The sequence below is a fragment of the Microbacterium memoriense genome, assembly GCF_025398275.1.
In the GTDB taxonomy this organism is placed as follows: domain Bacteria; phylum Actinomycetota; class Actinomycetes; order Actinomycetales; family Microbacteriaceae; genus Microbacterium; species Microbacterium memoriense.
Genome location: NZ_JAODOR010000008.1, coordinates 183772 through 199314 on the forward strand (window position 1 = coordinate 183772; position 15543 = coordinate 199314).

Annotated in this window: 16 protein-coding genes and 1 tRNA gene; 5 read left to right on the forward strand and 12 right to left on the reverse strand. The window is 67.0% G+C overall.

What is annotated here, in order from left to right; translation table 11 throughout:
• Positions 1-58: 58 nt before the first annotated feature.
• The 3 genes from N4R40_RS07310 (at position 59) to N4R40_RS07320 (ending at position 3435) form a co-directional block, all read left to right on the forward strand.
• Positions 59-1765 carry an MDR family MFS transporter gene (locus N4R40_RS07310; protein WP_261606700.1) on the forward strand — a complete coding sequence of 569 codons (1707 nt, stop codon included), beginning with the start codon at positions 59-61 and terminating at the stop codon, positions 1763-1765.
• Entirely contained in the window at positions 1758-2216 is a 459-nt protein-coding gene (locus N4R40_RS07315; RefSeq protein WP_261606701.1) for a MarR family winged helix-turn-helix transcriptional regulator, read from the forward strand. Before N4R40_RS07310 ends, N4R40_RS07315 begins: the two co-directional genes overlap by 8 nt.
• A gap of 184 nt (positions 2217-2400) precedes the next feature.
• A complete protein-coding gene (locus N4R40_RS07320; RefSeq protein ID WP_261606702.1) occupies positions 2401-3435 on the forward strand; it encodes an NADP-dependent oxidoreductase in 1035 nt (344 codons plus the stop codon).
• 1 nt (position 3436) lies between these two features.
• Here N4R40_RS07320 and N4R40_RS07325 read toward each other — a convergent pair whose 3' ends face one another.
• Entirely contained in the window at positions 3437-4324 is an 888-nt protein-coding gene (locus N4R40_RS07325) for a LysR family transcriptional regulator ArgP (protein ID WP_261606703.1), read from the reverse strand.
• Between the two features lie 72 nt (positions 4325-4396).
• Here N4R40_RS07325 and lysE point away from each other — a divergent pair, with 72 nt between their 5' ends.
• Positions 4397-5050: an L-lysine exporter gene (gene lysE / locus N4R40_RS07330; protein ID WP_261606737.1), complete on the forward strand. Its 654-nt coding sequence runs from the start codon at positions 4397-4399 to the stop codon at positions 5048-5050.
• Between the two features lie 25 nt (positions 5051-5075).
• Positions 5076-5351 (forward strand): acylphosphatase, encoded by a 276-nt coding sequence (locus N4R40_RS07335; RefSeq protein WP_261606704.1) that lies wholly within the window; start codon positions 5076-5078, stop codon positions 5349-5351.
• Positions 5352-5408: 57 nt separating this feature from the next.
• Here N4R40_RS07335 and rplA read toward each other — a convergent pair whose 3' ends face one another.
• From rplA to N4R40_RS07390, 11 genes are all read right to left on the reverse strand, one after another.
• Positions 5409-6098 (reverse strand): 50S ribosomal protein L1, encoded by a 690-nt coding sequence (gene rplA / locus N4R40_RS07340; protein WP_261606705.1) that lies wholly within the window; start codon positions 6096-6098, stop codon positions 5409-5411.
• Positions 6099-6112: 14 nt separating this feature from the next.
• Entirely contained in the window at positions 6113-6544 is a 432-nt protein-coding gene (gene rplK / locus N4R40_RS07345; protein WP_261606706.1) for a 50S ribosomal protein L11, read from the reverse strand.
• Between the two features lie 102 nt (positions 6545-6646).
• Positions 6647-7666, reverse strand: coding sequence for a transcription termination/antitermination protein NusG (gene nusG / locus N4R40_RS07350; protein WP_261606707.1), 1020 nt, complete (start codon positions 7664-7666; stop codon positions 6647-6649).
• 66 nt (positions 7667-7732) lie between these two features.
• On the reverse strand, positions 7733-7996 hold the full coding sequence (secE, locus tag N4R40_RS07355; RefSeq protein ID WP_261606708.1) for a preprotein translocase subunit SecE: 264 nt from the start codon (positions 7994-7996) through the stop codon (positions 7733-7735).
• Between the two features lie 48 nt (positions 7997-8044).
• Positions 8045-8117 (reverse strand) — tRNA-Trp (locus N4R40_RS07360).
• Between the two features lie 152 nt (positions 8118-8269).
• Positions 8270-8707 carry a pyridoxamine 5'-phosphate oxidase family protein gene (locus N4R40_RS07365; RefSeq protein WP_261606709.1) on the reverse strand — a complete coding sequence of 146 codons (438 nt, stop codon included), beginning with the start codon at positions 8705-8707 and terminating at the stop codon, positions 8270-8272.
• 73 nt (positions 8708-8780) lie between these two features.
• Positions 8781-10148 (reverse strand): NAD-dependent succinate-semialdehyde dehydrogenase, encoded by a 1368-nt coding sequence (locus tag N4R40_RS07370; RefSeq protein ID WP_261606710.1) that lies wholly within the window; start codon positions 10146-10148, stop codon positions 8781-8783.
• Positions 10149-10170: 22 nt separating this feature from the next.
• Positions 10171-11637 carry an NAD-dependent succinate-semialdehyde dehydrogenase gene (locus N4R40_RS07375; protein ID WP_261606711.1) on the reverse strand — a complete coding sequence of 489 codons (1467 nt, stop codon included), beginning with the start codon at positions 11635-11637 and terminating at the stop codon, positions 10171-10173.
• Positions 11634-13199, reverse strand: a complete 1566-nt coding sequence (locus tag N4R40_RS07380) for an APC family permease (RefSeq protein WP_261606712.1) — start codon at positions 13197-13199, stop codon at positions 11634-11636. Before N4R40_RS07380 ends, N4R40_RS07375 begins: the two co-directional genes overlap by 4 nt.
• Positions 13196-14095 (reverse strand): universal stress protein, encoded by a 900-nt coding sequence (locus N4R40_RS07385; protein WP_261606713.1) that lies wholly within the window; start codon positions 14093-14095, stop codon positions 13196-13198. The genes N4R40_RS07380 and N4R40_RS07385 overlap by 4 nt, the downstream gene beginning before the upstream one ends.
• Positions 14092-15450 (reverse strand): flavin monoamine oxidase family protein, encoded by a 1359-nt coding sequence (locus N4R40_RS07390; RefSeq protein ID WP_261606714.1) that lies wholly within the window; start codon positions 15448-15450, stop codon positions 14092-14094. Before N4R40_RS07390 ends, N4R40_RS07385 begins: the two co-directional genes overlap by 4 nt.
• Positions 15451-15543: the final 93 nt, after the last annotated feature.

Sequence of the window (15543 nt, forward strand, 5' to 3'; positions counted from 1 at the left end):
TCAACCTTCTCGCGTATCGACGCGCATGTCCACCCCTCCTCCTGTCAAGGGAATCTTCATGTCTTCATCCTCCGAAGCGCTCGAGAAACCGCGCATGACCCAGCGCCAGGTGCTCGAGGCGCTGTCCGGCCTCCTCCTCGGCATGTTCGTGTCGATGCTCGCATCCACCGTCGTCTCGACATCGCTGCCGGTCATCATCCACGACCTCGACGGCAACCAGGCGGCGTTTACCTGGGTCGTCACGGCGACGCTTCTGACAACCGCGATCTCGACTCCGATCTGGGGAAAGCTCGCCGATCTCACGAACCGCAAGCTCCTCTTCCAGATCGCGATCGTGATCTTCGTGCTCGCGACGGCCGCCGCCGGATTCTCGCAGAGCGCGGAAGTGATGATCGCCTTCCGCGCCGTGCAGGGCATCGGCGCGGGTGGCCTCGCCGCGCTCAGCCAGGTACTCATGGCCGACATCATCAGCCCGCGTGAGCGTGGCCGCTACATGGGCCTGTTCGGCGCGGTCATGGCTGTCGCCACGATCGGTGGCCCGCTCCTGGGCGGTCTCATCACGGATGCCTGGGGATGGCGCTGGAACTTCTTCGTCGCTCTGCCCTTCGCCGTCGGCGCGCTGATCCTGGTTCAGGCAACTCTGCATGTGCCGGCCCGCCCCAAGAAGAAGACCTCGATCGACTACGTCGGCATCGTCCTCCTGTCTGCGGCCGTCTCACTGCTGTTGATCTGGGTCACCAATGCCGGAACGGCGACGACCGGCGCCTGGTCCGATCTCACCAACAACGACTGGTGGAGCCTGTCGTCGGTACTCATGGTCGGCGGCGCGCTGCTGGCCGCCGTGCTGTTCATCGTCGTCGAGCTGCGCTCCAAGGAACCGCTCATCCCGCTGACGCTCTTCCGGAACCGCACCTTCACGCTCTCGGTGATCGCGTCGATCGCGACCGGCATCGCGATGTTCGGGGCCTCCGTGTTCCTCAGCCAGTACATGCAGCTCGCCCGCGGCGCGACACCCACGGAAGCCGGTCTCATGACGATCCCGATGATCGGTGGGCTCCTGATCTCGTCGATCGGTGTCGGCGCGCTCGTGACGAAGTACGGGCAGTGGAAGCCGTACCTGATCGTCGGCTCCGTGCTGCTGATTGCCGGTTCCACGACGCTGTCGACGATCCACTACGACACGAACTTCTTCCTCGTCTCGGTGTACATGTTCCTTCTCGGCGCGGGCGTCGGCATGACAATGCAGAACCTCGTTCTCGTCGTGCAGAACACGACGCGTCCGGAGGAGATCGGTGTCGCGAGCTCCGGAGTGACGTTCTTCCGGAGCCTCGGCGGCACGATCGGTGTCTCGGTCATGGGCGCGGCGCTCGCGGCGCGGGTCATCGACCTCGTCGCCGACCGGAAGGACGACATCACCGCCGCCCTCACGACGCTCGGCGACAACGCGCAGTACTGGGGCGAGCAGCTGCAGTCCGGCACGCTCCCCCAGGTGTCGGCCATGCCCGAAGCACTGCGCGTCGTGTTCGAGGACATCTATGCGAACGGCATCTCGCACTCCTTCCTGATCGCCGTGCCGTTCGCCGTCATCTCGCTCGTCGCGATCGTGTTCCTGCCCAACAAGCCGCTGACGACCATGACGACCACCGAGCGGATGCAGGCGAGCGAGGCCGATCTCGCGACCGTCTCGGTCCCCGAGGCCATGGCGACCCTCACGGCGACCGGCTCGGTGCGCACGGTGAACCCGGAGCGTGGGTCGGATGACTGAGGACACCGGGGCGCGTGCCGACGCCGTGCGCGCCCTGGAGTCGCAGTTCGGCGAGCTGATCGGTCAGTTCCGACGGCTGATCTCCGAAGCCGCCCACCGGATCAGCCCCGGAATGCTCCCCGGAGCGTACAAGCTGTTCACGACGATCGTCCGCCGCGAGTCCATCACGTCATCGGCGCTCGCCGAGCTCCTCATGCTCGACAAGGGTCAGATCAGCCGGACCGTACGCGAGCTCGAAACCCTCGGGCTCATCCAGCGCACGCCGGATCCGTCCGACGGCCGCTCGAGCCTGCTTTCTGCGACACCCCAGGGCCTGGAACGCCTGGAGGCGGCGCGCCGCCCCCAAGAGAGAGGCCTGCACGAGTCACTCGCCGAATGGGAGCTCGACGACATCCATCGGCTCACGGCTCTCCTGCACGCGCTCACGACGGGTACCCGGCCGACGGAGTAGCTACCAGTGACCGGATGACATCGAGGATCGGATTCCGACGTCCGCGCTCACCGCGCGCGTCTGAGCTCGCATCCTTCTCCCCCCGGTAGCACCCGCGTAACACCGGCGAGACAATGACGGGGTTGACTGTGTGCACACCACAGCACGTGCTGCCGATGTCGACACGCACGCGGAAGGAGCGAGGATGAGATTCCGGCCGCTACGCGCGACATCCCCCACGGATGCTCCGTCGTCCCTGATGGCCCCGACGCTGCCCGAGCAGATGCGGGCCGTCGTGTTCGACGCCGCAGGCGACCCTGACGTCCTGCACGAAGTGAGCCTGCCGCTCCCACGTCCCGTGATCAGCGAGTTGCTCGTGCGGGTCATGGCGGCCGGCGTGAATCCGATCGACGTGAAGACACGCAGCGGCGCGGGTGTGAGTGGCGCGATCACCGGTTTCCCGAGCACGCTGGGCTTCGACTTCAGCGGCATCGTGGTCGCCACCCCGTTCGAAGCCCACCCGCTACCGGTCGGGACGGAGGTCTTCGGGATGGTCGCCTTCCCCCGCACCGGGGGAACCTACGCGGACTACGCCGTCGTGCCCACTCTGTCGGTGGCGCGCAAGCCCGCGTCACTCTCCCACGTCGAGGCCGCGGGCGTGCCTCTGGCGGCACTCACCGCGTGGGGGCTCGTGGTCGAGACCGCGCACGCCCACGAGGGACAGCGGATGCTGATCCACGCCGGGTCCGGTGGTGTGGGGCACTTCGCCGTTCAGCTCGCCGCCTACTTCGGCGCACACGTGACGGCGACTGGTTCCGCGGCGAACCTCCCGTGGCTCCGTGATCTCGGCGCCGACGTCGTGATCGACTATGCGAGCACCCGCTTCGAAGACATCGTCGGCGAGGTCGACGTCGTCATCGACTTGGTCGGGAACGTGCACGATGACACCGGCACGCGCTCGCTCACCGTGCTCCGCCCCGGCGGTCTGTACGTCCTGGTGCCCACGGGCGGCTGGCCCGACTATGCGACGGCCGCCGCCGCGGCGGGTGTCCGCGCGACGTCGTACAAGGTGACCCCGGACGGTGGGGTGTTGGCCACGCTCGGTCGCCTGCTCGAATCCGGCGCGATCCAGGTCTACGTCGACCGCGTCTTCGACCTCGCTGAGGCGGCTGCCGCGCATCGTGAGCTGGAGAAGGGCCACACCCGCGGAAAAGTCGTCCTGTCGATCGGCGAAGGCTGAATCACGGCGTCAGGACGCGTCGCCCCTCGGCGATGATCTCACCGGCGACGGCCTCGAGGACATCGGATGCGAGGTTCCACTGCTGCCAGTAGAGCGGGACATCCACGGGTGGCCCGCCCAGCGAGACGAGTCGACCGGCATCCAGGTGCGCCTGCGACTGGAATCGCGGCAGGAGCGCCCAGCCGAATCCGAGCGTCGTGGCCGTCGCGAAGTCGTGTGAGGCCGGCACGCGGTGGCGGGGCGGATGCGTCGGATCGACGCCGCATGATGACAGCCACCGAGATTGAAGATCGTCACGACGGTCGAAATCGATCAGCGGCGCGTGCGTCAATGCGGGCGCCGTGACACCATCCACGAACCAGCTGGCGTAGTACTCCGGGGTCGCGACCGCCTCATAGCGAAGGGTGCCGAGCGCACTCACCCGACATCCGGCGACGGGCTGTGCGCGCGACGTGACGGCGCCCATGACGGTGCCGGACTCCAGCAGCCCCGCGGTGAAGTCCTGATCGTCGCGATGCAGATCGAACACGAGCGGATGCCGCTCCGCGACGCGCGCGAGCGGAGCCAGAAACCAGGTGGCCAGCGAATCCGCGTTGACCGCGAGCGGAATGCTGAGCAGTGCCCCATCCGCACCGCCGAGCGCCACGACCGCCTCATGCTCGAGGAGTGCGATCTGGCGCGCGTAGCGGACCACGGCGTGCGCCGCGGCCGTCGGGCGCACCGGCTTGGCGCGAACGAGGAGCACGCGCCCCACGTGCTCCTCGAGCGCCTTGATCCGCTGGCTCACCGCCGACGGGGTCACATGGAGCCGGCGCGCGGCGGCATCCAGGCTGCCTTCGTCGAGAACCGTAGCGAGCGTCAGAGCGAGGTCGGCCGGGACACGGAGCATTAGGCCAGCTTACTCAAGTGAAGACATGTGAACTGGACTGCATCTTCCGTGAACCGTAGCGTTCGACATGTGATCCCTACCGTCCTCGCCGGCTTCGGCCTCGGCCTCTCGCTCATCGTCGCGATCGGCGCGCAGAATCTCTTCGTCTTGCGTCAGGGGATCCGGCGCGAACACGTCCTCGCCGTCGCGACGGTGTGCGCCGTGTCGGACGCCGCCCTGATCGTCGTCGGGGTCTCGGGTCTCGGAGCGATCCTCGAGGCCGCTCCGGGCGTGATCGAGGTCGTGCGGTGGGCCGGTGCGCTGTTCTTGACGGGATACGCCGTGCTGGCCGCGCGCCGCGCGATTCGTCCCTCCGGCGACGCACTGTCGATCGACCCCGCGCCGAACGGTCCGATCGCCGGCACGAGGGAGAGCGAGCGAGGCGTGGTCACGACTTCGCGGCTTGCCCCCGTGCTCGCGACGTGTCTCGCGTTGACCTGGCTGAACCCGCACGTCTACCTCGACACGGTGTTCCTGCTCGGTTCGGTGGCCGCCACCTACGGCAACGCACGCTGGCTCTTCGCGATCGGCGCGGTCGCGGCATCGATCGTGTGGTTCTTCTCGCTCGCGCTCGGCGCGCGCTTCCTCAGCCGGGTGCTGTCCACGCCACGCGCGTGGCGGGTCCTCGACGCGATCATCGCCGTCGTGATGTTCGCGATCGCGGTGAGCCTCGTCCTGCCGCAGTGACACGTCGACCCGGCAAGATGAAGGCATGAAGCGCGTTCATCTGCTCATCGACGGCGCGGTGCAAGGCGTCGGTTTCCGGTACACCCTGCAACGCGTGGCGACGGAGGCGGGCGCAACCGGCTGGGTCCGCAATCTCCGCGACGGTCGCGTCGAGGCCGAAGTCGAGGGCGCTCCGGATCAGGTGGATGCCGTCCTCGCGTGGGCGGCCCACGGGCCTCGTGGAGGCCACGTGAGCGGAGTCACCACCACCGACCGCTCTCCGCTGCACGGGCACGGCTTCGAGGTCCGCCGCGACGGGTGACACGCAGAAGGGCCCCACCTGAGCGGTGAGGCCCTTCGATGTCGACTGATCGCGGGATCAGGCGAAGGTGTTGACGTCCAACGGGATGCCGGGGCCGAACGTGGTCGACACAGCACCCTTCTGGATGTAGCGACCCTTGGCGCTGGAGGGCTTCAGACGGATGATCTCCTCGATCGCCGCGCTGAAGTTCTCTTCGAGCTGCTCGGCCGTGAACGAGACCTTGCCGACGACGAAGTGCACGTTGGCGTGCTTGTCGACACGGAAGGCGATCTTTCCACCCTTGATGTCCTCGACGGCCTTGGCCGGGTTCGGAGTCACGGTGCCGGTCTTGGGGTTCGGCATGAGGTTGCGGGGACCCAGGACCTTGCCGAGGCGACCGACCTGGCCCATGAGTTCGGGCGTCGAGACGGCGGCGTCGAAGTCGACCCATCCGCCGGCGACACGCTCGATGAGCTCGGCGCCGCCGACCTCATCCGCACCCGCGGCGATGGCAGCCTCAGCCGCCGGGCCCGTCGCGAACACGATGACGCGGGCAGTCTTGCCCGTGCCGTGGGGCAGGATGACCGTGCCACGGACCATCTGGTCCGCCTTGCGCGGGTCGACAGCGAGCTTGAGCGCAACCTCGACGGTGGAGTCGAACTTCTTCGAGCCGGTCTCCTTCGCCAGGTGCACCGCCTCGGTGGCGTTGTAGAACGTGGAGCGGTCGATCTTGGCCGCTGCTGCTTCGTAAACCTTGGACTTAGACATGATCGTTATCTCCCTCAGCCCTCAACCGTGATGCCCATGGAACGGGCGGTGCCGGCGATGATCAGCGAGGCGGCCTCGATGTTGTTCGCGTTCAGGTCAGGCATCTTGGCCTCGGCGATCTCGCGGACCTGATCCTTGGTGAGCTTGGCGACCTTGGTGGTGTGGGGCGTGGGTGAACCCTTGGCCACACCGGCGGCCTTCTTGATCAGCTCTGCAGCCGGCGGGGTCTTCAGGATGAACGTGAAGCTGCGGTCCTCGTAGACGGTGATCTCGACGGGGATGACGTTGCCGCGCTGCGACTCGGTCGCGGCGTTGTACGCCTTGCAGAACTCCATGATGTTCACGCCGTGCTGACCGAGCGCGGGCCCGATCGGCGGTGCCGGGTTGGCGGCGCCAGCCTTGATCTGAAGCTTGATCAGGCCGGTCACCTTCTTCTTGGGTGCCATTCTCTTTCCTTTCCTCGAGCGGATGCCGGTGGCATCCGTTCTCCCGCGCATCCGGCATTTCCGGATCGCGGTTCCCCCGTGGCCGAAGCCCGGGAAGTCTGATTACTGCTTGGTGACCTGGTCGAACGACAGCTCGACCGGAGTCTCACGCTCGAAGAGCGACACGAGCACGGTGAGCTTTCCGCTCTCCGGCTTGATCTCGCTGATCGATCCGGGCAGGCCCGCGAACGAGCCTTCCTTGATGGTGATGGTCTCGCCGACCTCGAAGTCGACCTCGGTGATGACACTGCGCGCCTGCGTCGCCGAACCCTTCGCGCCGCCACCCTTGGTGGGGGCGGTCTCGGTGACCTGAACAAGCGACTTCAACATGTTGAAGGCTTCTTCGAAGCGCAGCGGGATCGGGTTGTGCGCGTTGCCGACGAACCCGGTGACCCCGGGTGTGTGGCGGACGACCGACCACGTGTCTTCGTTGAGCTCCATGCGCACGAGCACGTAACCGGGGATCCGGACGCGCGTGACCATCTTGCGCTGACCGTTCTTGATCTCGACGACGTCCTCCATGGGGACCTCGATCTGGTAGATGTCCTCTTCGACCTCGAGCGTGTTCTTGCGCTGCTCGATGTTGGCCTTCACCTTGCGCTCGAAGCCGGCGTAGGAATGCAGGACGTACCACTTGCCTGGGAGCGAACGCAGGTCGGCGCGGAACGCCTCGTACGGGTCCTGCTCCTCGGCTTCGCCGTCTTCGGCGGCGTCAGGCTCGCCGTTGACATCGGGTCCGTCGTACGGGAGCACCTCGTCGGCAGCCTGCTCAGCGCGCTCAGCCTCTTCTTCGGCGAGCGAGTCGGTGAGAACCTCAGCGGCAGCCTCGGCCTCGTCGGCCCTGTCGATTTCGAGTGCGTCGTTCACGATGGCGTCGGCCTCCGGGTCGTCGATGTCGATGTCGTCCAGGTCGCTGTCGTCTTGCTCGTCCCCGTCATCGACGATGTGAACGGCGAGGTGCTCAGCCGGGGCGGAAGCGAGCTCTTCCTCCGCGAGGATGTTGCCCTCCTGGGCTTCGTCATCCTCGCTGGACTGCTCGGCAGCGGTCGCCCAGTCGGCGTCGTCGACATACTTTTCAGACACGTGCGTTCTCTTCCATGTGTGGGTCGTGCGGCCGCGGGCCGCGCATTCGAGGAGGCTCAGCCTCACTCAGGACGGGACGCCGAAGACGACCTGCACCACCCAGGTGAAGAGCAAGTCGAGGCCGTACACGATCGCCATCATGACGACGACGAAACCCAGAACCACCGCCGTGAACTTCACGAGCTCTTGACGGGTCGGGGTGACGACCTTGCGGAGCTCGGCGAAGACCTGGCGGATGAAGAGAGCGATCCGCTGGAAGAAGTTCAGCTTCTTCTCGCGGGGCACGCCGCTTGTTGCGACGACGTCGCCGTTCGCCTCTTCCTGGACCATGTACCCACCTGTGTGACTTACTTCCGTGCCAGCGAATGCTGGCGCGTGCAGGGCGGACAGGAATCGAACCTGCAACCTGCGGTTTTGGAGACCGCTGCTCTGCCAATTGAGCTACCGCCCTAGAGATCTCACGATCTCGGAGAAGTCCGCACATCCACCACGACCGAGGTTGAGGAGGTTCCCGATCCGCGGGCACGGCGAAAGAATGCAGACTTCAACTGCTCTCCCCAGTGTACGTCATGCCCCGACGGCATGCGAATTGGCCCGAGCTCGTCAGTACTGCTGCACGCCGTACCGATCCGGCTCGTCGCCTCGGCGCACGTCGCGACCCGAGAGGGATGCTGCGACGATCCGCACGTAGTGGTATTTGAGCGTGGGGATCCATGGCTTCAGTGGCAATTCGTCGGCGGCGCGCACCTCGTCAGCGGTCTCCAGCCGTACCGCTGTCCCGCGGATGACGACACTCCAGGCATCGGCATCGGTGTACTCGTCGACCTCGAAGAGCACCTGATGGTTGATCGTGAGTTCGGTCAACTTGCTGCCCTCGGCGGTGCGGAAGACGACGCTGTCCCGGTCGACGGTGTAGTTGACCGGGAAGATGTCGAGCACGTCGCCGACGTGGGTCACGAGTCGGCCGAGCTGCTGCTCCTTCAGCCGATCCCAGCACTCACGGTCGGAGAGGAAAGTGACGGCGTCCGAGTTCTCGTCCATGCATCCATCATGGCCCGCCGAGCAGCGCGCCGACAGACCCTGCACCGGACAAAATGCCCGGTGCAGGGTCATGTCAGCCGGCGATGCGGATCAGCTTTTTGTTGACGAACTCGTCGGCGGCCAACAGCCCCATCTCGCGCCCCGTCCCCGATCGCTTGACACCGCCGAACGGCAGCTCAGGGCTGTCGGCGAGGACGATGTTGACATAGACCATGCCGGCCTCGATCCGGTCGGCCACACGGGCGGCTTGAGCGGGATCGGTCGTGAAGATGTACGAGCCCAGACCGAACGGTGTCCCGTTGGCGATCGCGACCGCGTCGTCCTCGTCCGTCGCGCGATAGACGACGCCGACCGGCCCGAAGAACTCCTCGCGGTAGGCATCCATCTCGGGCGTGACGTCGGCGAGCACTGTCCCGCCGAAGAACGCGCCGTCGCGGGTACCGCCGGCCACGAGCGTCGCCCCCTGCGCCACAGCCCGCTCGACCTGCTCCTGCAGACGTTCGGCTGCCGCGAGCGACGACAACGCGCCGAGATCGGTGCCGTCGGCGAACGGGTCACCCACGGTGGCCGCCGTCATTCCGGCCGTGAACTTCTCCAGGAACTCGTCGTACAGCTCGTCCGCGACGATGAACCGCTTGGCTGCGTTGCACGACTGGCCGGTGTTGTCGAGGCGCGCCTCGACGGCCGACGACACCGCCGCGTCGAGGTCATCCGTGGAGAGCAGGACGAACGGGTCGGAGCCCCCGAGCTCGAGCACGACCTTCTTGAGGTTGCGTCCGGCGATCTCGGCGACTGCGGCGCCGGCCCGCTCCGATCCGGTCAGCGAGACACCCTGCACGCGGGGGTTGGCGATGATGGACCCCGCCTGGTCATTGGTCGCGTAGAGGTTGAGGTAGGCCCCCTCCGGGAAACCGGCATCCACGTGCAGCTGCTCGATCGCCGCCGACGATTCGGGGCACTGCGGCGCATGCTTTAGCAGGATCGTGTTGCCCACGAGCAGGTTGGGCGCCGCGAAGCGGGCCACCTGGTAATACGGGAAGTTCCACGGCATGATCCCGAGGAGGGGCCCGAGCGGGGCCTTGCGGATGACCGCCGTCCCCTCGCCCAGGATGTCGATCGGCTGGTCGGCCATGATCTTTTCGGCGTTGTCCGCGTAGAACTCGGTGATGTCGGCGGCGAAGTCCACTTCGCCGAGCGCCGCGGCGAGCGGCTTGCCCATCTCGCGCACGATCGTCGCGGCGAGCTCGTCCCGCCGTTCACGATAGAGCTCCGCCACCCGCCGGATGAGCACCGCACGCTCCGCGACGGACGACGTGCGTCCCCACGTGCGGTACGCCTGCTCGGCAGCGGCGACAGCGTCGTCCACTTGCGCATCGGTGAACGTGTCGTACGTGGCGAGGGTCTCGCCCGTGGCGGGGTTGACGACGACGTAGTCGCTCATGGCTCTCCGATCTCGTCCCGCGTCAATCGACGGGGATCAACGTGTATTTGGTGGACAGGTATTCGTGGATGCCTTCGAGGCCACCCTCGCGGCCGACGCCGGACTGCTTGACCCCGCCGAACGGCGCGGCCGCGTTGGAGACGACGCCGACGTTGAGCCCCATCATCCCGGTCTCGAGGCGGTCGATCATCCGATGGCCGCGAGCGAGGTCTTGCGTGAAGACGTACGACACCAGTCCGTACTCGGTGTCGTTGGCCAGCCGCACGGCGTCATCCTCGTCGGTGAACGTCGCGATCGCGAGCACCGGGCCGAAGATCTCCTCGCGCAGGATCGCGCTCCCCGCCGCGACATCGGCGACGACGGTGGGCGCATAGAACGTGCCGGGCCTGTCGAGGATCTCGCCGCCTGTGAGGAGGCGTGCGCCGCGGTCCACGGCATCCGTCACGAGTTCGTCGGCCTTCGCGACCGCCTTCTCGTCGATCAGCGGACCGATCTGCACGCCGTCTTCCGTCCCGCGCCCCACGGACATGGCCGAGACACGCCCGGTCACGCGCCGCGCGAACTCGTCGGCGATCGACGTGTGCACGATGAAGCGGTTCGCGGCCGTGCACGCCTGCCCGACGTTGCGGAACTTCGCCGCGATCGCGCCGTCGACCGCCTTGTCGAGATCGGCATCGTCGAAGACGACGAACGGCGCGTTCCCCCCGAGTTCCATCGAGACCCGCAGCACCCCCTCGGCAGCCTGCGCGATGAGCTTCTTTCCGACCGACGTCGAGCCCGTGAAGGAGAGCTTGCGCAAACGCGGGTCGGCGATGATCGGCGCCGACAGGTCGCCGGAATGAGTGGTGGTCACGACGTTGACCACGCCGTCCGGCAGCCCCGCCTCCTGCAGCAGCTGCACGAAGAGCAGCGTCGTGAGGGGTGTGAGCTCGGGCGGCTTGACGACGACCGTGCAGCCGGCGGCGAGCGCGGGGGCGATCTTGCGCGTCGCCATCGCCAGGGGGAAATTCCACGGCGTGATGAAGAAGCACGGCCCCACCGGTCGTTGCGAGACGACCATACGCCCGGTGCCTTCGGGGTTGAGCCCGTATCGGCCGGCGATGCGCACGGCTTCCTCGCTGAACCAGCGCAGGAATTCGCCCCCGTACGCGACCTCTCCTCGCGCCTCGGCAAGCGGCTTGCCCATCTCGAGTGTCATGAGGAGCGCCAGGTCTTCCTTGCGCTCCTGCACGAGATCGAAGGCCCGACGGAGGATGTCGCTGCGCTCGCGCGGCGCTGTCGCGGCCCACGCCTCTTGCGCCGCGACGGCCGCGTCGAGGGCGCGGAGACCGTCTTCCGGGCTCGCATCGGCGATCTCGGCGATCACATCGCCCGTCGCCGGGTCGTAGATCGGGAACGTCGCGCGGGAGGCGGCATCCGTCCACTGACCACCGATGAGCAGCTGCGTGGGCAGGGACGCCCGGAGCGTCTTCTCGGTCTCGACACTCATCGGCGCACCCTCTTCTTGAGGCTCTCGGGGGCATCGAGCGACAGCGTCTCCCCCCGGAAGAACGCGGGGCGCTTGATCGCTTGCCAGATCATGATGACGATCCCCACGACGATGATCAACATGCCGAGGATGAAGACGATGCCGACTCCGCCGATCTCGGCGCCCGATCCGTAGGCGGGATCCATCGAGTCGAGCAGCGTCGTGAAGAACAGCACCGCGAGGATGATTCCGCCGATCAGCGGGAACAGGAACGTGAAGAAGACGTTGCGCGTCGAATCGAACCACTGCTTGCGGAAGTACCAGACACAGGCGAACGCCGTGATGCCGTAGTAGAAGCAGATCATCATGCCGAGCGTCAGGATCGTGTCCCACAGCGTGTTCTCGCTGACGATGCGCATGACGACGTAGAACGCGGATGCCACGATCGCCGAGATGATCGTCGCGTAGCCCGGGGTGAAGAACCGCGGGCTCACCTTCGCGAACGCCGGCGGCAGTGCGCCGTAGTGCCCCATCGACAGGAGCGTCCGGGCCGGGCCGACGAACGTGGACTGGAGTGACGACGCGGAGCTCGTGAGCACGGCGAGCGACACCAGGAACGCGAGCGGGCCGAGGACCGGGCCGGAGAGGAAGAAGAACACGTTGTCCTGGATGTCGGCGTTGCCGAGACCGAGTTCCCCGCTGCCCACTCCGGCGAACATGATCATCGCCACCGCGAGCAGCAGGTAGAGCGAAACGATCGTCACGACGGTGAGCGTCGCCGCCCGTCCCGGCGTCTTCTCGGGGTCTTTCGTCTCCTCGTTCATGGTGAGGGTGACATCCCACCCCCAGAAGATGAAGATCGACAGCGAGAGACCGGCGGCGAGCGCGCTGAATGAGCTGATCGCGAACGGGTTGAACCAGTTGAGATCGAACGGCTGGTAGTCGAAGCCGTTGCCGCTCATGGCGGTGACGATCGCGGCAACCGCGAAGAACAGCAGCACGGCGACCTGGAAGGTCACCAGCACGTATTGCAGTTTCTGGGTGGTCTGCATGTCGCGGTACGACACGAATGTCGCGCCCAGCATGAAGAGCAGACAGACGACGATGTTGATCCAGGTCTCCGCGGCGAGGTCCGCGATGGCCGGGTTGCCGGTGATCTGCGAGAGGAGGAGGAACAGGAAGTCGACGGCGACGCCGGCGAGGTTGGACAGGACCAGGATCGTCGCGACGATGAGCCCCCAGCCCGCCATCCAGCCGACCCACGGCCCGAACGCTCGCGACGCCCAGGTGAAGGACGTGCCCGCGTCGGGCATGCGGTTGTTGAGCTCGCGGTAGCCGAAGGCGACCAGCAGCATCGGGATGAATCCGACGAGGATCACGGCGGGGATCTGCGCACCGACCTCGGATGCGGTGGGACCGACGGCCGCCGTGAAAGTGTACGCCGGGGCGATGCAGGAGATACCGATGACGACGGCACCGATCAGACCGATCGTGCCGGCGCTCAGGCCTTTACTCGACAGTCCCCCCTTCCCGTCCGGTTCGGTGGCGCCGGAGACGAGCGGTGTTGCGTCGGGTGCAGTCATCGCTGTGACCCTTCCTGGGTGGTGCCGCCCAGGTGGGTCCGAGGAACCACGATGACGGGAACGGGGACTTCGTGGAGCATCTTGGCCGCGGTCGACCCGAGGAACAATCGCCGCGGCTGGGCGAGGCGACTGGAACCGGCGAGGAGCACTTCGCCGGGCTGCCAGTCGAGGTGGGAGACGGCGTCTTCGATGCTGTCTCCGTCGGCGACGACGACCTCCACGACGAGCCCCTCCGGCAATGCCGTCTGCGCGGCGGCCAGGACTTCGTCCGCCTCGGTCGAGCCGGCGAGGCGGATCGCTCCGGTGTCGGCGGTCGGCGGCAGGTCGACCGTGAGCAACGACAGCAGTCGCACGGACGCGCCGGTGGCTGCGGCGAGAGCAGCCGCATCCACCATGAGGGCGTCGGCGCCCGGACGCGTACCGACGGCCACCGTCAGTCGGGTCACACCCGTCTCGGCGGCGACCTTGCGTGCACCCCGCGGGACGAGCACGACGGGCACATCCGAAGAGTGCAGGAGCTCAGACGTCGTCGTTCCCAGTCGGTGCCGGCCGCGGAGACCTCCATCGGCCGCGCCGACGACGATGTGCGATGCGCCCAGATCATCGGCGAGCGAGATCAGGCCTTCCGCGAACGATTCGGCCGACCGCACGTGCGCGTGGGCGACGACCTCGGCGGGCGTCTTGTCGATCGCCGCGGCGATCCACGCCTGCGCCTGCTCGCGCAGCAGCCGGTCGTAGCCGGCATCCGGCGGCGTGATGACGCTCCGGCTGTCGGCGGGGAGGATGATCGCGACGTCGAGAACCGCCCCCGTGGCCATGGCGAGGCGCGCGGCGAAGGCCACGGCATCCCGGCCGGTCTTGGTCGCGGTGTAGCCGACGACGATGTGCGCGGTCATGTGCGGTTCTCCTCCAGGATCTGCTGTGCGACCAGACGGCCCATACGGATGGCCCCGTCCACGTGCTGATAACCGGCGCCGGCGAGGTCACTGCAGGCGAAGCGGATGGGCCCGACGGGCGTGCGCAGCTCGGAACCGTAGCGGTGCAGACCGCCGAGATCGAAGCTCGCCGCATACGCGCCGCGCGTCCACTCTTCCGAGCCCCAGTCGCTTTCGTAGTAGACGATCGGGTTCTTCGCTTCGGGCCCGTAGTAGTGCGAGAGGGATTCGAGGATCCGCTCTTTGCGCTCCTCGGCGCTCAGGAGGAAGACGTCGTCGGCGTGCTGGTCCGAGACGAAACCGACGAGTGTGCCGCGTTCGTCTTCGTGATTGGTGTTGTCGTACGCCTCGTGCGACAGCTCGTAGGGGCTGAACGCGGTACCGGAGAGCCCCTGCTCACGCCAGAACGGACGGTCGTAGACGGCGTGGACCTTGATGACGAAACCCATCGAGAGGTGCTGGTGCATCTGGTGCTGGAACCGCGGCATCGCCGGCACGAAGGAGATCCGGTTGTACAGCACGGGGGCCAGCGCGAGAACGGCCTGTCGGGCGTGCACCGTGATTCCGTCGGCGATCGCGGTCACTCCGGCATCCGACCATTCGAGCGTGCGTACCGGCTGGTTCAGGAAGACGTCGTCACCGAGGCGCTCGGCAAGCAGCAGCGGGACCTGTTGCAGGCCACCCACGACCCGCTTGTCGAGGATGAAATCCGCGTCGACCAAGTGCGAGTAGCTGCCGGCAGAGGCCGCCATCAGCAACGACTGCAGCAGCGAGAAGCTGTGAGTGGGCTTGGTCAGCATCGCCGAGCCGGTCGCGAAGGCGAGGTTGCGCACGGCTTCGTCGTCATCGGTCTGCGCCCGCAACCACGCGTCCCATGACACGCTGTCCCACTCGGCGGCGCGTTCGTGCGCCCAGGGCCGATCCGGGTCGATTTCCGCGACCATGGCGTCGAGACGCTCCGTGATCTCGGCGATGACCTTCTCGGTCTCGGGCGAGACGGGGAACAACTCCCCCGTGAAACGGTGGGCCACCCCGTCCGGCCCGACGTAGACGCTGTCGCCCTCGCGGTAGCGGCTGAAGGTCTCGAGCCCGAGCTCGGCAACGGTGTCGATCAGCGCCTGCTGGTCGGGAGAAACCCACTGTCCGCCGATCTCGAGCATGGCGCCGTCGATGACGTCGGTCCACAGCCTCCCGCCGACGCGATCGCGCGCTTCCAGCACCGCGACCGACAGTCCGGCCTTCTTCAGCTCGTGCGCCGCGGTGAGCCCCGCGGCACCAGCTCCGACGACGACAACGTCACGGGTGATCTCGGTCATGGGTGGATTCCTGTTCTCGCGATGGCGACTGCGCTGGTTGGTGTCGAGTGCGCCGGTCAAGGTGTGTTCACGAGCGGCGCGGTCGGCACGAGC